Here is a 19133-nt window from a genome sequence, read left to right on the forward strand (position 1 = left end):
GACCGTGCTCTACGAGGGGCACGGTCTTTTTTTTAGAGGTATTGCGGCCATTAGCTCAGGGCCGTATCGGTATCTTCACCGGTTTCGGTACTGTTTTTGTTCCGCTTTTTGTACACCCACATTTTGAGCAGGGTTACCAGGTAAAACGTAACCGGGACAATGATGAGCGTGAGGAATGTGGCAAAGGTGAGCCCGAATATAACGGTCCATGCCAGCGGCCCCCAGAAAATCACGTTGTCTCCCCCGATATAGATTTTCGGGTCCCAGTTCTCAAAGAGTGAAAAGAAATCTATGTTGAGTCCTATGGCCAGTGGCACCAGGCCAAGTATGGTGGTAATGGCCGTAAGGATTACCGGCCTCAGCCGCGATTTTCCCGAGGTCACTATCGTCTGTACCAGGTCTTTCTTGTCGAGCATACTGTCTTCGGGCATACCCAATTCCTCTTTTTTGCGGTCTATGAGTATCTGGTTGTAGTCCAGCAACACCACACCGTTGTTCACCACGATACCGGCCAGGGCAATAATACCCATCATGGTCATCATGATCACAAAGGTCATATTGAATATCACCAGCCCGAAGAGCACTCCTATAAAGCTCAGGAAAATGGCCAGCATGATAATGGCCGGTTTGGAGATGGAACCGAACTGGAAGATCAGCAACAGCATGATCAGGCCGAGCCCGGATGCCAGGGCGGTTGTCAGGAATATCATGTTTTCTTCCTGCTCCTCCATTTCCCCGGTAAAGGCAAATGACATTTCCTGTTCCGGAAGCCTGAAGTTCTTGAGTTCCGTTTTGAGCTGCATGACGATCTCGTTGGCGTTATAGCCGGGCAATACATCGGCATAAACGGTGACCAGCCGCTTCAGATCGCGGTGTTTTATGGCGCTGAAGGAAGCCGTGTTCTTTTGTGTTACCACTGCCGCTACAGGGATCTCCTTCAGCTGGCCCGAAGCCGCATCCCTGAAGGTTATTTTCTGGTTGAAGAGGGCACTGGTATTATACCGGTTTTCTTCATTGAACCTGACGTTTATGTCATAATCATCCCCGTCTTTCTTATACACTCCCGCTTTCTCCCCGAAAAGTGCACGCCTGATCTGGTTCCCGACCTGTCCGGCCGAAACGCCCAGTTCCCCGGCCTTTTCGCGGTCTACCGTAACTTCCATGGTCGGTTTGTTGCGGTTGACATCTATTTTGAGTTCATCTATCCCGGTAATATTGATGTCGTTTATGAAATCGCGCATCTGTTCTGCGGTATGCACGAGCTCCTCGTAATCCTTGCCCTTTATTTCAATATTGATGGGATATCCTGCAGGAGGGCCTACGGCATCCTTCTCTACCGAAATAATGACCCCGGGATAGTGGCCTGCCAGTTTTTGCTGTACCTCCCGCCGAAGGTCTTCACTGTCCTGCCCCCTGCGGTATTTGAATTCGCGCAGGGTCACTGTGATCTTTCCCTTATGGGGCATTTCCGCTGAAGAACCCCCATCGGTTTCCGGGTTTCCGGCGCCTTCACCTACCTGGGATACGGCCGATTCCACCATGTAATTATACCCGTTATCGATGAATTTCGGATTCCTCAGCACACTGTATACGTCGTCTTCGATCTTTTTGGTCACCGCATTGGTCTTTTCGATGTCTGTACCCTGCGGATATTCGATATACACGATGATCTGATTGGGTTTGTTGTCCGGGAAAAACTCGACTTTCGGACTTGCCACGCCTACCAGCACAAAAGAAAGGAACAGCAGGCCGATAGTGCCGAAAAGAAATACATAGGGCCATTTTTTGCTGAGGGCAAAGGAGAGGAATGCCTTATAGCTGTTTTCCAGCCGCACCAGGAATGTTCTCTGGAAACGGTTGGCCAGTCCCTTGATTACATATTTGTATAGCCAGAACGTGGCTGCGGTAACCAGCATCAAAGTGCCTATACCTCTTGCAGGACCGCTGATAAACAACAAGGGAACCCCGAGGATGGTCAGGGCAATACTCAGGCGGATAAGCTCTTTCCTGGTGAGTACCCTGTTCCTGATCTCCATAAACCTGGATACCAGCATCGAATTCATGAATATGGCTACGAGAAGCGACGATCCCAGTACGATAGACAGGGTCATGGGGAAGAACTTCATGAATTCTCCCATAACTCCCGGCCACATCCCCAGGGGGATAAAGGCGGCAACGGTGGTCGCTGTAGAGACAATGATGGGAAGGGCGATTTCCCCGATACCGATCTTGGCTGCCTGTTTGCGGCTCATGCCTTCCTCTTCCATGAGGCGGTATACATTTTCTACCAGTACGATCCCGTTGTCTACCAGCATTCCGAGCCCCATGACCAGGGCAAACAGGACCATGGTATTCATGGTAAAACCGAGGATCTGGGCTATCATAAACGAGATCAGCATAGACATGGGGATCGCAAAACCTACGAACAGGGCATTGCGGAACCCGAGGAAGAACATCAGTACACCGACCACCAGGATAACCCCGAAAATAACGTTGTTGACCAGGTCGTCTACCTGGTTGAGGGTCTGTGTAGACTGGTCGTTGGTAATGGACAGGGTAACGTCTTTCGGCAGGTAGTTTTCCTGGGTTTCCTTTACGATACGGGATACATTTTCGGAGGCATCTATGAGGTTTTTCCCCGCCCTTTTCTTGACATCGAGCATCACTACATTCTGCCCGAACTCCCTGGCATAGGTGGTCTTGTCTTCCTCTTTGAACCGTACTGTGGCAATATCTCTCAGGTAAACGGCACCGTCTTCCGATTTGACCACAAAGTTGAGCAGCTCCGCGGGGTCCTCGATCTCCCCGAGTACCCTTATCGTCCTGCGCTGTCCACTCGATATGAGGTTACCACCCGAAATGGTGGCATTTCCGTTGTTAATGGTACTGATAATATCGTCGAAACTCACCTTGGCGGCCGTCATTTTGTAAATATCCACAGCCACTTCCACTTCCTTGTCCTGTGCCCCGCGTATATCGGCCTGCTTGATTTCTGATAAGGTTTCTATCTCGTCTTCGAGATATTCCGCAAATTCCTTGAGTTTCTCTACCGGGTAATCTCCCATGATATTGACATTCAAGATGGGGACTTCCTCTGAGAAGTTGAGTTCGAATACATTGGGCTCCACTTTGGCCCCGTTAAATGTGGGCCAGTCTTCATCCGCCTTTTCGGTGTCGACTTTGTCTTTTACTTTCTGTTTTGCCGCGTCGACGGTGATATCTTCGTCAAATTCCACGATGATCATGGAGTAATCTTCCTGGGATGTTGAGGTGATCTCCACCACATTACTGACGTTTCTCAGCTCTTTTTCCAGCGGGTCGGTAATGAGCTTTTCGATATCTTCAGCGGTATTTCCGGGATACAGGGAGCTGATATAGATCTTTGTTTCCTTTACTTCCGGGAAGCTTTCGCGAGGCATGGAATAATAGGCGGAAAAGCCCACAAAAAAGAAAATGGCGATAAGGACATAAATAATGGTCTTGTTGTTTATGGCCCACGACGACAATGCGAATTCCTTGTAGTTGTTTTTTTTGTTATCCATTGGTTCTGGAATTTATACCTTAGCTTTATATGCCGGCCGGGCATTATTTTTCTTCCGTGATCTGTATCACCTGTCCTTCTTCCACACTTCTCGCTCCTTCCTTGATGATATGGTCTCCGGGACCGATGCCGTCAAGGACCTCGATAACATCTCCCTGTGTTTTTCCTGTTTCTATAATGACCCTTTTTGCAATGCCCTGATGTTCCTTGCCGTTCTTTTCGGCTACATATACATATTGTTCTCCCCTGGCATTTTCCGAAATAATACTTTGAGGGATAAGTACCGCTTTCTCGCTGGTGTAATCATATACCCGCAGTTTGGCGGTAAGATTGGGTTTTATTTCTCCTTCGGGATTGGGGACATCCACTTCAATTTTAAACGACCTGTTGTTGGGGTTGATGTAGTTTCCTGCCTGTCTGACCTCAGATTCCACGGTCTTTCCGAGCACGGGGAAACTGATGTCTGCCCGGGTTCCCCTGGAAATACTGGGGAGGTATTTTTCCGGTACTTCTGCTTCTATGTACATGTCGCTGAGGTTGACAATACGCATCAGTTCCGTTCCGGCGGTAACTATGGAGCCCTGATCGGTAATGATATCGTCTATAGTCCCGGAGAAAGGAGCGGTAACCCTGGTCTTTGCCACCTGGTCCCTTAACTGGGCAATGGCTTTTTCCTGTGATTCGTATGAGGTCTGTGCATCCAGGAACTGTATTTCGGAGCCTATGTTCTGATCCCATAACCGCTTTTGACGTTCGTAGGTGGTTTTGGCGAGATTGGCCTGTACTTCGGCTTGTGCCAGTTGCTGGGAGAGGCCGCCATCGTCTATTTTTGCCAGTAGCTGTCCTTTTTTTACGGCCTGCCCGTCCCGGACGTATACTTCGGTAAGCAATCCGTTGTATTCGGCATTGATAACGATATTTTTCTTGGTGTTCACACTGCCCTGTAACTCGATATAGTGCCTGAAGAGGGTGTCCTTTATGGTAATGGCAGAGACCAGGGCAAGTTTGTGAAGGGTATCCTGCTCGGATATGGCCTCGTCCAGCCGGGTCAGTTGCCCGGAAATTTCATCGCGCTGCATGACCAGTTCGCTTCTTTTGGCTTTCATCTCTCCCAGGGACCCGCTTTCTATGATGCTGTCTACTGATTTTTTCTTGCCGCCACCCCCGCAGGAAGTAAGCAGGGCTATTCCCAGAACCGCTATATATGATTTTTTCATAATATCTTTTTTGTCGCGTGTTTGTTTTTTATTCGTTGGCATTGTGTAATATGGCTTCCAGTTCGGTCTTGTTGTTAATGATATCCAGCATGGATTGCAAATATTCCTGCTGTGCCGTATAGAGCTGGGTCTGTGCCTGCCTGAGGTCGAAGCTTGTGGCCATACCCTCTGAAAACTTGACCTGGTTCTTGTGCTCTATACGTTCGGCCAGTTCCAGGTTCCTCTTCCTGGTCTGGAATTGTTCCAGGGAAAACTGGTAATTGCTCTTTGCCTGTTGTATGTCCAGTTGCAGTTTCTGTTCGGTTTCCCTAAGATCGTTTTTGGCCTTTTCCAGTTCTATTTTCATACGCTGGGTAGCGGCACTTCTGCCGAGTGCACTGAATACCGGTACGTTGAGAGAAAGCCCGACCATCGAGTTGCCGAACCATTCCTGTTCCCTCTTGAAAAAGTCGAAACTGTTGCCGAACCCGAGATACCCGCCGTTGATAAAAGCCTCAAGGGTGGGAAGCCCCTTGCTTTTTTCGTTTTTCAGCAAAAGTTCCTGCGATTTGGTGTTGATGTCGGCTATTCTATAGTCGATGTTGTTTTCCGGGTTAAACTGTGCTTCCGCCAGTCCCGGGACTGTATTTTCCACTGCCAGGTTATCGAGCCTGTCGGAAAGGGATACCGGGGTGTCTATGGGCGCCCCTATGGTAATATTCAGCATTTTATACGCTATTTCCCGCAGTCTGATACTGTTCTGCAGGTCGCTTTCGATCCCGGCGAGGGTAATTTGCAGTTGTTCTACACTTTCTTCTTCGGCAAGCCCGTTCTCATACGTCTTCCGGGTTTCGTATACGTTTTTTTCCAGCACCTCCTTGTTTTTCCGGAGAATACGTATGTTCTCTTCGGTGAGCAGGACATTGCCATAGGCATTGATCACTGATTTCCTGACTTCCAGTTCGGTTTTTTTCCTGGCATTCCTGGAGATGTCCAGGTATACTTTGGCCGATTGCAGGCCCACGATATAGGAACCGTCGAATATTTTCTGGCTGAGAGTAGCAAGGGCATTTACATTGTGTTTGGTGCCAAAGATCACCTCTTCGAAGGTTCCGGGCTCTCCCCCGAAGATCTCGGCCGGGATAAGGGAAACCTGTTGTTTCAGGTTATTCTGGTAGTCTGCCGTGATATTGATCTGCGGAAGCCCCGTGGACGTGGTTTCCCATTTTTGCTTTTTGGCTATCTCTATGTCGTGGGCAGCGTTGAGTACGGTTCTGTTGTGTTCCAGGGCATATGATATGGCTTCGTCCATCGACAGGTTCAGGCTGTCCTGGGCAGTAAGGGCCGAGAAGCACAGGAGCAGGGAAAGTTGGAATATTTTTTTCATGGAGTATTTACCTTTTTTTAATTTACTCACGATGTTAAGATTAAACCCGACTGACCTACAGGCAGGCGTCAGGCAAGTTGCTCCGGCATCTTCACCGGAAATTTTTATGTGTCATCACAGCCTTTCCTGATACCAGCCGGCGGGTCAGGCCCCGTCTTTTTTTAGCGGATGCCGGATCACCGGGGCGATGCGGGAACTTTTGCTGCGTTCCCTGACCAGTATCTCTTCCAGGGTTTCCAGCCCCTTAGGGGTGGCAATGGCCCTGACGTGGTATTCGAGAAAAATATTTACCAGGTAAGGAATGGTGTGGTCTACGGCCCAGGTGATATCCCCGCCCTTGAACGATGTCATTCCCGTATAGTATATTTTTGCAACGACCTCCAGGTCGAGCTCCGGCCGGTAATATCCTCCTTCTACTCCCCTGCGCAGGTTGTTCAGGATATAACCGTCTATAATGTCATACCGTTCCCTGCGTACGGTCTCGAAAATCTTCGGGTAGTATTTCTCCAGCTGGTAGGCGGGAGAGGCCTTCTCATTGTTTAGTCTCCGCAGGGTGATCTTCCGGGTCTCATAGAGCTCTTCGATAGGGTTGAGCTTCCACTGGTCGATCTCTTCGATATCTGATAAAATGGTGCCTACCACATAATTGCAACAATGTGTGATCAGGTCCGATTTATTCTTGAAATACTGGTAAACGGTCTTTTTGGATATTCCCATTTCGTTGGAAATGTCGTCCATGGTGATGCTCTTGAACCCCATGTTCAGGAACATTTCGGTGGCTTTTTCTATAATCTGCTCTCTCATAATCAGGGGCAAAGGTATTTAAAGAAACTTTAAAAACAAAAAAAGTTTCCATAGTTTTTTATTGTGTTTAAGACACTTTCCCATCCGGGAGAGATATATGCCCCGGCCTGTGCCCCGATCTGCTGATTTGTTTTCGGCAAAGTAAACGGGGATTGGTGACAGCCTTATGTCAGCAGGGGAAAGAAAATATGGTAAGGATGAATTTTTCATCTGTTTAAAATTTTTTGCACCGACCAAAATGTGCAAAAAATTTCTGCACATTCAGGAACCGCTGCGCGCTCACATGAAAAATTTTAATCATTTCCCTGTGTGAAATATTTGATTAAAGTTTTTCATGTTCGTTTCATTATGATATAATTTGCTTTGTACTTTGTAGGGGGTGCTGTATTTTAGCTCAAAATTTCTTTTGCATGTTGTCCATACCTGAATATCAGAATGAATTTTTGGCGTATTTGAAAACCTATCCTTTCGGGAAAGCACCGGAAGGGCTGTATGCCCCCGTATCCTATATAATGCACCTCGGGGGAAAGCGGCTCCGCCCGGTACTTACCCTGCTGGCAGCCGATTTCTTTGACGGGGATTACCGGAAGGCCATGGATGCCGCGCTGGCCGTTGAGGTCTTTCACAATTTTACCCTGGTCCACGATGATATTATGGATGGAGCCTCTGTGAGAAGGGGGCACCCTTGTGTGCATGAAAAGTGGGATGTCAATACCGGAATACTTTCGGGAGACGTCATGCTGGTCATGAGTTATAAGCTGTTTGAAGGATATGCTCCCGAATTGCAGGTGGCCCTGTTGCGGGTGTTTAACAAAATGGCTGCCGAAGTATGTGAAGGACAGCAGTACGATGTGGATTTTGAACTACGGGGAGATGTAAGCCTGGACGAATATCTCCTGATGATAACGTATAAGACTGCCGTTCTTGTAGGGACGGCCCTGGAAATGGGGGCCCTGGTGGCAGGTGCTGCTGCAGATGAGGCACGTGCCATATACGATTACGGGGTAAATCTCGGGATGGCTTTCCAGTTGCAGGACGATTACCTCGATGCTTTTGGCGATGAGGAGACCTTCGGTAAAAAAATAGGGGGAGATATTGCAGAAAACAAGAAAACCTTTCTCTATATCAAGGCCCTGGAAGGACTGGACAATGAAGATGCACAGCTTTTAAGGGATCTCTATGAACTGCACCCTGCCGATACGGAAGAGAAAATAAAGACGGTAAAAGAGCTCTTCGTGTCGAGCGGCGCTACCGGTATCATACAGGACGAGATCAGGTCTTATACACAGAAGGCCTTTGATTGTATCATACCGCTTGGGACGGAGGACAGTAAAAAGCAGTTACTGCTGGACTTTGGCAGGGACCTGATGACCCGGACGGTATGAGCTTATAGTTCGTAGTTCTTAGTTGTTAGTTCGTAGTTGTTAGTTTAGTTGCTCACCCACCCACCTAATGACCCGGTAACTCAATAACCTGAAAATCCACAGACTTCAGGCCTGCAATAATTTAGTTTAGGCTAAAAATATATTCTTGAAAATAAAAATGTATTTTTGTCTAAACGAAATTTTATGACACTATCCGAAGAAAATTACCTGAAGGCGATATATCACCTGAGCAGGGATGCGCAGGACGAGGTCTCTACCAATGCTATTGCTGAGGCTATGGAGACCAAGGCGTCTTCGGTAACCGACATGATCAAGAAGCTGTCGGAAAAAAAGCTGGTGAAATACAAACGCTATCAGGGGGCAAAACTGACTGAAGAAGGGAGGCTTTATGCCGTAAACGTGATACGTAAACACCGCCTGTGGGAGGTTTTCCTGGTAGAAAAACTGAACTTTTCCTGGGATGAGGTACACGAGGTTGCGGAACAGCTGGAGCACATAAAATCGGATAAACTGATCGAGGAGCTCGATGTTTTCCTGGACAATCCTTCTGTGGACCCTCACGGAGATCCCATTCCCGACAGGCACGGCAATATACAACCCTCTTCCAAGGTACTTCTCGCCACGCTCAGAGCGGGAGAGCAGGGAGTATGCGTAGGTGTCAGGAATTCGTCGAGGGAGTTTCTGCAGTACCTGGACAAACTCGGGATATCGCTGGGGGATGAATTGAAGGTGCTCTCCAGGGAACCTTTTGACAATTCGATGCTGATCGGTACGGGAGACAGGAAGCTCAGTGTGTCGTCGCTGACGGCAAATAATCTTTATGTGAAAAAAATATGATCTATGTTTGATAAGCTGATTGTCTTTTTTGAGTCGATAGACCCGGTTGCGGGAGCCTTGCTGGCTACGACCTTTACCTGGTTGCTCACCGCTGCCGGGGCCGCCCTGGTGTTCCTGTTTAGAGACATGAAACGCAGTGTGCTGGACGGCATGCTCGGTTTTACCGGCGGCGTTATGGTGGCAGCCAGTTTCTGGAGCCTGCTGGCCCCTGCCATAGAGATGAGTGATGGTGAGGGGTTTGTAAAGGTGATGCCTGCCTTTATCGGTTTCGGGCTGGGAGCGGCTTTCCTGTTCGGGCTCGACCGTCTGTTGCCGCATTTGCATATCAATTTCAAGGAGAGCAGGGCCGAGGGGGTACAGACCGATTGGCACCGCACTACATTGCTGGTACTGGCCATAACCCTGCACAATATTCCCGAAGGGCTTGCCGTAGGAGTACTTTTCGGAGGGGTGGCCGCAGGAATTCCCGAAGCTTCCATAGCCGGAGCGGTTATCCTGGCCCTGGGGATAGGGATACAGAATTTTCCGGAGGGAATAGCGGTGTCCATGCCCCTGAGAAGGCAGGGAATGAGCAGGAGAAAGAGTTTCTGGTACGGACAGCTGTCGGCCATTGTAGAACCTGCCGCAGGAGTATTGGGTGCCATGGCGGTGAGTTTCTTTACCCCGGTGTTGCCCTATGCCCTGGCTTTTGCAGCGGGGGCCATGATCTATGTCGTGGTGGAGGAGGTGATCCCGGAAACCCAGCAGGATAAATATACGGATATTGCAACTCTCGGATTTATCGGGGGGTTCATGGTCATGATGTCGCTGGATGTAGCGCTGGGGTAGTGCTGCCGTTAATGGCACCCGCAGTCGGGACCGCCCCCGCAGTTGCTTTTGTTTTTTCTACGGGAGGGCAGCAGGAATTTTTTGACCAGAAAACCTATGGCTGCTCCCAGGGCGATATATACTAATGTGGTCTGGATATCCGGCATTTTTGGTTATTTGAGTAATTGATATGCTATTAAGGCACTTACATAGGCGAGTGCAGTCATAAAGACCAGCTGTACCATCGGCCATTTCCACCCGTTGGTCTCCCGTTTTACGATCGCCAGGGTGCTCATGCACTGCATGGCAAAGGCATAGAACAGCAGCAGGGATACTCCCGTGGGAAAATTGAATACCTTTTCTCCTGTTACGGGATTTACTTCTGCAGCCATACGGTTCTTGATGGTATCTTCTTCTTCACTTCCCACGCTGTAAATGGTAGCCAGGGTCCCTACAAAAACTTCCCTTGCTGCAAAAGAGGTGACCAGGGCGATGCCTATTTTCCAGTCGTACCCCAGCGGGCGGATGGCAGGTTCTATCGCCTTGCCCACAATCCCGATATACGAGTTTTCCAACTGGTATGATGCGATTTCGGTTTCCAGCTCCTCTTCGCTGAGGGTGCTTCCTGCATGCCTTTCGGTGATTATCTCTTCGGCCCGGTCAAAGCGGTCTGACGGACCGTGGGAGGCCATAAACCACAGGATTATGGATATGGCGAGGATGATCTTTCCGGCGCCCCATACAAAGCTCTTGGTTTTTTCGACAACGGTGATGATTACGTTTTTAGGCAGGGGGATCTTGTAATTGGGCATTTCGACCACAAAGAAGGGTCTTATCCTTGTTTTCATGGTTTTGTGCATGACATATGCCGACAACAGGGCGGCCACAGCTCCCAGGAGATACAGGGCCATAAGCATGATGCCCTGCAGGTTAAAACCCCATACCTTTTCGTCCGGGATAACGAGGGCAATAATGATCAGGTACACGGGAAGACGTGCGGAGCAGGTCATAAACGGAGATACCAGGATAGTGATCAGCCGTTCTTTCCAGTTCTCTATATTTCTTGTCGCCATTACCGCGGGAATGGCACAGGCTGTTCCCGAGATCAGGGGGACCACGCTTTTCCCGCTCAGTCCGAAACGGCGCATGCTCTTGTCCATCAGGAATACCACCCGGCTCATATACCCCGATTCTTCCAGCAGGGCGATAAAGAGGAAGAGAAATGCGATCTGGGGGACAAAAATGACCACTCCGCCTATACCGGGAATAAGACCTTCGGCGATAAGGTCTGTAAACAGGCCGGGAGGAAGGGTGTTTTTGGCCCACTCGCTGAATGCTGCAAAAGACTCGTCTATAAAGTCCATGGGGTAAGCACTCCAGTTGAATATGGCCTGGAAGATCAGTAGGAGAATAGCGAAAAAAATGACATACCCCCCCACCCGGTGTGTGAGTGCCCGGTCCAGCGATGCCCGCAGTCCCCTGGCGGCGTTGAGGTCCGTTTTGGAAGCCTCTTTCAGGATGTCGTTGATAAACTTGTAGCGATAAATGGTTTCCTTTTGCTGTAAGCGCTTTATTTCCGAACCCGATTTGGTGTTAAAGGAGGAAGTGTCAGGAACTTCCTGCCGGTCCAGCTTTACAAAATTGGCATCCTGGGTGATCAGCAGCCAGAGTTTGTACACCTCGTGTTCGGGAAAGGCCTTCCGGAGTTTTTCAAAATACTCCGGGTCCAGGGCGGTAGTATCGGTGCAGGACGCTGAAGACAAGGTCCGATAGTCGAGAATAAGTTCCCTGATCCTGTCTATTCCCGTTCCTTTACGGGAGCTGACCAGGGCTATCCGGGTGTCCAGTTCTTTTTCGAGTTTTTCAAGGTCCAGAGAGATACCCTTGCGCTGCATGCGGTCGGCCATATTGATAACCAGTATGGCAGGTATCTGCAGGTCCTTGACCTGGGTAAACAGGAGCAGGTTTCTCTTTAGGTTCTCGACATCGGTAATCACGACGGCCACATCCGGAAAATCCTTGTCGTTCCTGTTGAGCAGGAGTTCGGTAACGATATTCTCGTCCATCGAAGAGGCGTTGAGGCTGTAGGTTCCCGGGAGGTCCAGGATATGGGCTTTTATCCCCCTGGACAACCTGCATACCCCTTCTTTCTTTTCCACCGTAATTCCGGGATAGTTGCCTACTTTCTGGTTCAGCCCTGTCAACTGGTTGAAAACAGAAGTCTTCCCGGTATTCGGGTTGCCTATAAGCGCTACCTTGATCTGCTTGCTCGCTATTGTCATAATGCCCGGTTTTCTTCCAGTTTCTCAATTTCTATAAGCAATGCGGTTTCCCGTCTTATGGACAGAAAAGACCCGTTGATGTTGAGGTATAACGGATCTTTGAAAGGAGCCAGCTGAAGCAGTTCTACCTCATTGCCGGGAAGGCACCCCATCTCAAAAAGTTTTATCGGAATCCGGTCTATGGGGATATGTGTGATCACCCCTTTCTCGCCCCGTCTCAGATGTGCTATAGTTGTCTTCAATTTTTATTTAGAATGAATTTAAGTGTTCAAAAATAGCATAAAAAGTCAGGCTGCAAAAATGAATGCGGTGCCCGGATATCAGGTGTCGTTGTTAAGGTGTTGATTATTAGTGTTTTTTGAGTGTTTGAAGGAGAGTGTGTACGGAAACTTTAACATACTTTTTGTTTGTCGGAGGGGGCAGTACTTACGGATCGGATTATCCTTCGCCCCTGAGTACCTCAATATCGTGCAACAGTTTTTCCATGTCTTCCCCGTCGGTGCCGTCGTAGAATCCGCGGATACGTTTCTTTTTGTCGACCAGGATAAAGTTTTCGGTATGGATCATGTCGTAAGGGCCGCCGTCTCCGTCGTTAAGTACGGCCAGGTACGACTTTCGCGCAAGCCGGTAGATCTGCTTTTTGTCGCCCGTAACCAGGTTCCATTTCTCGTCGTTCACTCCTTTCTCCAGGGCGTATTTTTTCAGTTGGGGTACGGAATCTATCTCCGGGGTTACCGAATGCGAAAGCAGCATCACGTCATCATAAGGGGCAACGGCTTTCTGGATGCCGGTCATGTTGTCGGTCATAATAGGGCATATGGTGGGGCAGGTAGTGAAGAAGAAATCGGCTACGTATATCTTGTTACTGTAATCGTCCTGCGTTATGGTATCCCCGTTCTGGTTTACGAGTTTGAAATCGGCAATGGTATGATATTTTTTTACGTATTGAATGGTGCTGTCTACCAGTTCCGCCCTTACCATGGAGGGCTGGTATACGGGGAGGACCTCTTTGGGTTTAAGGGCGTTGTAAAACAGGGTGATAATGATGGCGGAAAGGATAAGGAGCGTGATGGCCAGGTATTTGAACTTGCTGAAGAAACGCAACATGATACAACTGTTTTAGTTCATGCAAAGGTAATGAATTGCGCCGTCCCCCGGTTTTCGGCAAAGGGCGAAAAAACAGTTTTTAACATTACCTTGATAGTTTAGCCTATGATCATGCCTGCGAGAGTGGCGGAAATAAGTGATGCCAGTGTTCCGCCCAATACTGCTTTCATGCCCAGCTCGGAAAGGTTTTTACGCTGACCGGGGGCCAGGGAACCTATTCCTCCTATCTGGATGCCGATAGAGGCAAAATTGGCAAATCCGCAAAGCATATAGGTAGCCATGATAACCGATTTGTTGTAGGTGAAGTGCAGGGATTGTGCGGCATCCTTGAGCTGGGCCAGCTGAATATACCCTACAAACTCACTGGCGGCCAGTTTCACCCCGAGAAGCTGCCCCATAAGCGCCATATCTTCAGGAGCTACCCCTATAACCCACATCAGGGGGGCGAAGATATAGCCCAGTACCAGTTCCAGGGATAATTCGCTGTATGGCGTATGGGCTGCCACCCATTCGTTAATGTGCCCTATCTCGCCGATTTTCAGCAAACCGTAATTGATCATGGCGATAAAGGCCACAAATACCAGGAGCATGGCGGCTACATTGGCAGCCAGTTTAAGTCCCTCGGTGGTCCCGACGGCCATGGCATCGAGCAGGTTGGAGCCTATATTCTGTTCGGAAACCTCTACCGTGGTATTCACCTCCCCGGTCTGGGGGAGAAGTATTTTGGAAATGACAATAGCTCCGGGTGCGGCCATAACGGATGCTGCCAGAAGGTGGCGGGCAAATTCCAGCCGTAGTGTTTCGTCGCCCCCCCCGAGAAATCCTATATATGCGGCCAGGACCCCTCCTGCTACCGTAGCCATACCGCCTACCATGACCAGCAGGATCTCGGAACGGTTCATCTTGCCGAGATAGGCCTTGATCATCAGCGGGGATTCGGTTTGCCCGAGGAATATATTGCCGGCTACCGAAAGGCTTTCGGCACCGGATATCCTGAGCAGCCTGGAAAGCAGCCATGCCAGCCCCCTGACGACTTTCTGGATAATACCGAGGTAAAACAGTACGGAGGTCAGTGCAGAGAAAAAGATAATGGTAGGGAGTATGGTAATGGCGAAATTCATCAGCGGGCTCTCTATCTCGTTGGTGCTGAAGGAGCTGAAAAGGAACCTGGTGCCTGCTTCGGTGAAGTTCAGGATCTTGTTGAACCCCTTGCCCAGCAGGGTGAAAATTTCCCGGATGAGCGGGATCTTTAATATCCCGATAGCCAGAAGCAGCTGTGCGAGCAGTCCCAGCCCTACGGTCCGCCAGTTTATAGCCCTCTTGTTGCTGCTGAAGAGGTAGGCGATACCGATCAGGACCAGCAGTCCGAGCACTCCTCTTCCCAGACCGTTCAAGGTAAACCCGGCACTGGGCTGGATAGCGGTCTGGAAAGCAATGAAAGCGTTGTGCATATGTAATGTGATTATTTTTTCTCCCTCTTGGAGATCTCGTCCCGGAGTTTTACGGCTTTTTCATACTCTTCGTTAGTCACGGCATTTTCCAGCATTTTATGTAGTTCTTCCAGAGTCAGCGCACTGTAGTTCTCTGAAGTGGGAGGGGTATTTTCGGGGTCTTTTACGATCTCTTCCGAAAGGACCTCCTCTCCGGCCTGTTCCTTGTCTTTCTGGGAAAAATTAAGATATATGCCGGCCTTGTCAAGAATATTCTTATAGGTGAAGATCGGGGCGCTGAACCGGAGCGCCAGGGCAATGGCGTCGCTGGTACGGGCATCGATGATCTCTTCTATCTTGTCGCGCTCGCAGATAATACTCGAATAGAAGACCCCGTCCACGAGTTTGTGGATAATGACCTGCTTGACCACAATGTCGAAGCGGTCTGCAAAATTCTTGAAGAGGTCATGTGTCAGTGGCCGCGGGGGCTTTATTTCTTTTTCCAGGGCAATGGCGATGGATTGTGCCTCAAATGCCCCGATGACTATGGGGAGTTTTCGGTCGCCTTCTACCTCGTTGAGTATAAGGGCATAAGCGCCGTTCTGGGTTTGGCTATACGAAATTCCTTTTATGTTTAATCTGACTAAACTCATAGTTCTACACAACCGGGTATAAACCTGTTCATCACAATTTTAGGCAAAGATGAAAAAATTTCGTGCGAATTCCTCGTTGCAGGCCCGCGAATTTACGTTTTTAAATGCAATATACTGATATCCGGTATATTTGGTGTTGCCCTGTCACGGAAGTTCCACGTAAAAAGAACTGCCCGGCCGGAACATACTCCCCGGCCGGGCTGCCCTTCAGGAAACAATGTACTAAAAAATTATGAGATCTTTATGCGGGCGGAAATTGATTTTGGAAGAATCCGACACAAAAAAGAGGAATATACCCGGTTTCGTATCAAGTGGTTACTAAGTTATTGAGTTACTAAGTTATTGAGTGTTGACTAAATAACTTAGTAACTCAATAACCTAATAACCAATAACCATGGCAATGCCATTGCCTTTCAATGGCGTGGATATCCCTGAGTCCTATGAGTTTTGCGACTTGAATTCCTTTAATTTTTCAGTCAGGGCGGGGACGACCTCGAAGGCATCACCTACCACCCCGTAGTCGGCAGCCTTGAAGAAGGGGGCTTCCGGGTCGTTGTTGATCACTACCTTGACCTTGGAGGCATTGATCCCGGCGAGGTGCTGTATGGCCCCTGATATCCCGACGGCGACGTACAGGTTGGCAGCAACGGGTTTCCCGGTTTGCCCGACGTGTTCGCCATGTGGGCGCCATCCCATGTCTGATACGGGTTTGGAGCACGCGGTAGCTGCTCCCAGTACGCCGGCCAGGTCTTCTATCATTCCCCAGTTTTCCGGGCCTTTAAGCCCCCGGCCTCCGGATACTACGATCTCGGCGTCCGCAATGGTTACTTTTCCGGCCGTTTTGTCGACGGACTCCGTCGTAATGGAAAAATCGGCATCGTTAAGGGAAGGAGAGAAATCTTCTTCCGCAGCATTTCCCTGTTGTTCCTTCAATCCGAAAGAATTTTTGGCCAGCCCTACCAGCTTGATATCCGTACTGATCTCCGTAATATTGAATGCCTTGTTGGAAAAGGCAGTCCTTTTTACGCGAAAAGGATCGGTGCTTTCCGGAAGTGCCACCACATTCGGGGCATAGCCGGCTTCGAGCTGAGCGGCCAGCAGGGGAGCCAGGTACTTGTCGTTGGCCGTGGAACCTATGATCACAATTTTAGCCGCTTCCTGCCTGGCGGCCTGCTGTATGATGTCGGCATAGGCGCGGGCATTGAAGGCGGCAAGCCTGTCGTCGTTTACCCTGAGTACTTTGTCGACCCCGTAATTCCCCAGCGGCGCGGTATCCCCGGCATTGATGGATACGGCGGTAACGGTGCTGCCCGTCTGCCGGGCCAGGTCTTTGGCGTAAGAGGCGACCTCAAAGGCTGTTTTCTTTAATTTTCCTTCTTCTGATTCGGTATATATTAAGATGGACATGTCTTTACGGTATTAAGTGTTTTTTGCTGTATTGGAATGAAAAACGGGTTATATGACCTTGGCTTCGTTGTGCAACAGGTCGATCAGTTCGTCGAGCTTGTCCGGGGAAACCAGCTTGACCTCTCCCTTGGGTGCCGGCTTTTCAAATTTTACGACCGATGTCCGGCCGGGGGCCTCCGCAGCTTCCGTTACGGTGAGCTTTTTCTGCCTGGCCATCATGATGCCCCTCATATTGGGGATGCGCAGGTCACTTTCTTCTACCAGGCCTTTTTGCCCGCCTATAATAAGCGGAAGTGCACATTTTACGGTCTCCTTACCGCCGTCTATCTCCCGGGTTGCCGTAGCTTCGCTGCCCTCGATTTCCAGGCCTATACAGGTATTTATAAAATTAGCCCCTGTAAGGGAGGCCAGCATACCGGGTACCATACCGCCGTTGTAATCTATGGATTCCCTCCCGGCTATAACGAGATCGTAACCGCCGTCTTCAACCACTTTGGCCAGCTGGGAGGCAACAAAAAAGCCGTCTTCGGGCTGTGCGTTTACCCTGATGGCCTCATCCGCACCTATGGCCAGGGCCTTTCGAAGGGTAGGCTCCGTTTCCGGTCCGCCGACATTGACCACGGTCACCGAAGCGCCCTGTTTTTCCTTAAACCACATGGCCCTGGTAAGGCCGAATTCGTCGTTGGGGTTGATGACAAACTGCACGCCATTGGTGTCGAACCTGGTATCGCTGTCTGCAAAGTTGATCTTGGAGGTGGTATCCGGAACGTGACTGATACATACTAATATCTTCATGTTTCTGTTTTTTGGGATTTGACCGAAAACAAAGGCCAGGATTTAGACAGTTACTGTGATATCGGACCCGGACCTTCGGACTTCTGTCTGTTTTGATTTATATACGGTTACGAAGATAGAGATTATTTCCGTAATATACTATGCGCGCATAGCAATTTTTTTTAAAGGAAACAGTATCTTTTTACAGGGTTTTTACTGCAAAGAAATCCTGTGCCTCCTACTGTGCCGGCAGGAATGTTATATCAGACTGGCGTTATTCTGCCGGAATATGCGAAGGATGTGCCGGACTTGTAAAATTTATGGATTTGCAGGGGATTAAAAATTTAATTATTACTATTTTTGCTTCGCTTATACAGAAGATACTGTTTTATCAATATTTATAGTACATGAGAACAATACAATTTAGAGAGGCGATAGCCGAGGCCATGAGCGAGGAGATGCGCAGGGACGAAACGATCTACCTCATGGGGGAGGAAGTGGCCGAATACAACGGAGCATACAAGGCTTCCAAGGGAATGCTTGACGAATTCGGTCCTGAGAGGGTACTGGATACGCCTATTTCCGAGCTCGGTTTTGCCGGTGTTGGGGTAGGGTCTGCCATGAACGGGAACAGGCCTATCATAGAATTCATGACTTTTAACTTCTCATTGGTAGGTATTGACCAGATCATTAATAACGCTGCCAAGATGCGCCAGATGAGCGGGGGACAGTTTGATATCCCGATCGTTTTTCGCGGTCCTACAGCTTCGGCCGGACAGCTGGCGGCGACGCATTCCCAGGCTTTTGAAAGCTGGTATGCCAACTGCCCCGGACTTAAGGTCGTGGTGCCTTCCAATCCTCATGATGCAAAAGGCCTGCTGAAATCGGCCATTCGCGATAATGACCCCGTGATCTTTATGGAGTCTGAGCAGATGTACGGAGACAAGGGAGAGGTGCCGGAAGGTGAATACACCCTGCCTATCGGAGTTGCCGATATAAAGCGGGAAGGGACGGATGTCACCATTGTGTCGTTCGGGAAAATCATAAAAGAGGCCTTTAAGGCGGCCGATACCCTGGAAAAGGAAGGGATTAGCTGTGAGGTTATAGACCTGAGAACAGTCCGGCCGCTGGACCACGATACCATTCTGAAGTCGGTCCGGAAAACGAACCGTCTTGTGATCCTCGAAGAAGCCTGGCCTTTCGGAAATGTGTCTACGGAAATAACCTACCAGGTACAGTCACAGGCATTCGATTACCTGGATGCCCCTGTAGAAAAAATCAATACGGCGGATACTCCCGCTCCGTATTCCCCTGCATTGCTGGCCGAATGGCTGCCTAACCAGGAAGATGTTGTCAAGGCGGTAAAAAAGGTTTTGTACAAATAAAACGGTCCGTTTTACGTTATACAGACTTCACCGGCATTTTGTTGGTGAAGTTTTTTTATTTTTGGGGAGTCATTCGTTACCCTGTGTCAGATCCGGAATAAAGTTGTAGGTTTACATGGTGATAAACCTGTTTTTTGT

16 protein-coding genes are annotated in these 19133 nt (G+C 49.3%); 4 read left to right on the forward strand and 12 right to left on the reverse strand.

Annotated elements, in window-relative coordinates; all coding sequences use genetic code 11:
• Positions 1-50: 50 nt before the first annotated feature.
• From DN748_RS06245 to DN748_RS06260, 4 genes are all read right to left on the reverse strand, one after another.
• Positions 51-3542: an efflux RND transporter permease subunit gene (locus DN748_RS06245; RefSeq protein ID WP_112370925.1), complete on the reverse strand. Its 3492-nt coding sequence runs from the start codon at positions 3540-3542 to the stop codon at positions 51-53.
• A gap of 43 nt (positions 3543-3585) precedes the next feature.
• Positions 3586-4758: an efflux RND transporter periplasmic adaptor subunit gene (locus DN748_RS06250; protein WP_112370926.1), complete on the reverse strand. Its 1173-nt coding sequence runs from the start codon at positions 4756-4758 to the stop codon at positions 3586-3588.
• 28 nt (positions 4759-4786) lie between these two features.
• Positions 4787-6124, reverse strand: a complete 1338-nt coding sequence (locus DN748_RS06255; protein ID WP_112370927.1) for a TolC family protein — start codon at positions 6122-6124, stop codon at positions 4787-4789.
• A 144-nt stretch (positions 6125-6268) separates the two neighbouring features.
• Entirely contained in the window at positions 6269-6928 is a 660-nt protein-coding gene (locus tag DN748_RS06260; protein WP_112370928.1) for a TetR/AcrR family transcriptional regulator, read from the reverse strand.
• 410 nt (positions 6929-7338) lie between these two features.
• Between DN748_RS06260 and DN748_RS06265 the strand changes: the two genes are divergently transcribed.
• The 3 genes from DN748_RS06265 (at position 7339) to DN748_RS06275 (ending at position 9978) form a co-directional block, all read left to right on the forward strand.
• Complete coding sequence (locus tag DN748_RS06265; RefSeq protein ID WP_112370929.1) at positions 7339-8313, forward strand: polyprenyl synthetase family protein; 975 nt, start codon at positions 7339-7341, stop codon at positions 8311-8313.
• Between the two features lie 183 nt (positions 8314-8496).
• The gene (locus DN748_RS06270) at positions 8497-9150 is read left to right on the forward strand and encodes a metal-dependent transcriptional regulator (protein ID WP_112370930.1); all 654 of its coding nucleotides are present in this window, start codon (positions 8497-8499) and stop codon (positions 9148-9150) included.
• Between the two features lie 3 nt (positions 9151-9153).
• Positions 9154-9978 carry a ZIP family metal transporter gene (locus DN748_RS06275; protein WP_112370931.1) on the forward strand — a complete coding sequence of 275 codons (825 nt, stop codon included), beginning with the start codon at positions 9154-9156 and terminating at the stop codon, positions 9976-9978.
• Between the two features lie 8 nt (positions 9979-9986).
• On the opposite strand, the gene DN748_RS06280 is transcribed toward DN748_RS06275, so the two are convergent.
• The 8 genes from DN748_RS06280 to DN748_RS06315 all read right to left on the reverse strand — a co-directional run bounded on the left by DN748_RS06280 (position 9987) and on the right by DN748_RS06315 (position 17631).
• Positions 9987-10124, reverse strand: a complete 138-nt coding sequence (locus tag DN748_RS06280) for a FeoB-associated Cys-rich membrane protein (protein ID WP_112370932.1) — start codon at positions 10122-10124, stop codon at positions 9987-9989.
• A 6-nt stretch (positions 10125-10130) separates the two neighbouring features.
• Complete coding sequence (feoB, locus tag DN748_RS06285; protein ID WP_112370933.1) at positions 10131-12239, reverse strand: ferrous iron transport protein B; 2109 nt, start codon at positions 12237-12239, stop codon at positions 10131-10133.
• The gene (locus DN748_RS06290) at positions 12236-12481 is read right to left on the reverse strand and encodes a FeoA family protein (protein WP_112370934.1); all 246 of its coding nucleotides are present in this window, start codon (positions 12479-12481) and stop codon (positions 12236-12238) included. Before DN748_RS06290 ends, feoB begins: the two co-directional genes overlap by 4 nt.
• 196 nt (positions 12482-12677) lie before the next feature.
• Complete coding sequence (locus DN748_RS06295; protein WP_112370935.1) at positions 12678-13346, reverse strand: SCO family protein; 669 nt, start codon at positions 13344-13346, stop codon at positions 12678-12680.
• Positions 13347-13444: 98 nt separating this feature from the next.
• The gene (locus tag DN748_RS06300; protein WP_410528308.1) at positions 13445-14812 is read right to left on the reverse strand and encodes a NupC/NupG family nucleoside CNT transporter; all 1368 of its coding nucleotides are present in this window, start codon (positions 14810-14812) and stop codon (positions 13445-13447) included.
• A complete protein-coding gene (locus DN748_RS06305) occupies positions 14809-15429 on the reverse strand; it encodes a bifunctional nuclease family protein (RefSeq protein WP_112370937.1) in 621 nt (206 codons plus the stop codon). The genes DN748_RS06300 and DN748_RS06305 overlap by 4 nt, the downstream gene beginning before the upstream one ends.
• Positions 15430-15867: 438 nt before the next feature.
• A complete protein-coding gene (locus DN748_RS06310) occupies positions 15868-16836 on the reverse strand; it encodes an electron transfer flavoprotein subunit alpha/FixB family protein (RefSeq protein WP_112370938.1) in 969 nt (322 codons plus the stop codon).
• 48 nt (positions 16837-16884) lie between these two features.
• A complete protein-coding gene (locus tag DN748_RS06315) occupies positions 16885-17631 on the reverse strand; it encodes an electron transfer flavoprotein subunit beta/FixA family protein (RefSeq protein WP_112370939.1) in 747 nt (248 codons plus the stop codon).
• Between the two features lie 386 nt (positions 17632-18017).
• Here DN748_RS06315 and DN748_RS06320 point away from each other — a divergent pair, with 386 nt between their 5' ends.
• On the forward strand, positions 18018-18995 hold the full coding sequence (locus DN748_RS06320) for a pyruvate dehydrogenase complex E1 component subunit beta (RefSeq protein WP_112370940.1): 978 nt from the start codon (positions 18018-18020) through the stop codon (positions 18993-18995).
• Positions 18996-19133 lie beyond the last annotated feature (138 nt).

The sequence above is a fragment of the Sinomicrobium soli genome (assembly GCF_003285545.1).
GTDB lineage: Bacteria > Bacteroidota > Bacteroidia > Flavobacteriales > Flavobacteriaceae > Sinomicrobium.

Coding starts and splice junctions, on each gene's coding strand:
- DN748_RS06245 (WP_112370925.1), bottom strand. CDS start 3,542: ATGGATAACAAAAAAAACAACTACAAGGAATTCGCATTGTCGTCGTGG.
- DN748_RS06250 (WP_112370926.1), bottom strand. CDS start 4,758: ATGAAAAAATCATATATAGCGGTTCTGGGAATAGCCCTGCTTACTTCC.
- DN748_RS06255 (WP_112370927.1), bottom strand. CDS start 6,124: ATGAAAAAAATATTCCAACTTTCCCTGCTCCTGTGCTTCTCGGCCCTT.
- DN748_RS06260 (WP_112370928.1), bottom strand. CDS start 6,928: ATGAGAGAGCAGATTATAGAAAAAGCCACCGAAATGTTCCTGAACATG.
- DN748_RS06265 (WP_112370929.1), top strand. CDS start 7,339: ATGTTGTCCATACCTGAATATCAGAATGAATTTTTGGCGTATTTGAAA.
- DN748_RS06270 (WP_112370930.1), top strand. CDS start 8,497: ATGACACTATCCGAAGAAAATTACCTGAAGGCGATATATCACCTGAGC.
- DN748_RS06275 (WP_112370931.1), top strand. CDS start 9,154: ATGTTTGATAAGCTGATTGTCTTTTTTGAGTCGATAGACCCGGTTGCG.
- DN748_RS06280 (WP_112370932.1), bottom strand. CDS start 10,124: ATGCCGGATATCCAGACCACATTAGTATATATCGCCCTGGGAGCAGCC.
- feoB (WP_112370933.1), bottom strand. CDS start 12,239: ATGACAATAGCGAGCAAGCAGATCAAGGTAGCGCTTATAGGCAACCCG.
- DN748_RS06295 (WP_112370935.1), bottom strand. CDS start 13,346: ATGTTGCGTTTCTTCAGCAAGTTCAAATACCTGGCCATCACGCTCCTT.
- DN748_RS06305 (WP_112370937.1), bottom strand. CDS start 15,429: ATGAGTTTAGTCAGATTAAACATAAAAGGAATTTCGTATAGCCAAACC.
- DN748_RS06310 (WP_112370938.1), bottom strand. CDS start 16,836: ATGTCCATCTTAATATATACCGAATCAGAAGAAGGAAAATTAAAGAAA.
- DN748_RS06315 (WP_112370939.1), bottom strand. CDS start 17,631: ATGAAGATATTAGTATGTATCAGTCACGTTCCGGATACCACCTCCAAG.
- DN748_RS06320 (WP_112370940.1), top strand. CDS start 18,018: ATGAGAACAATACAATTTAGAGAGGCGATAGCCGAGGCCATGAGCGAG.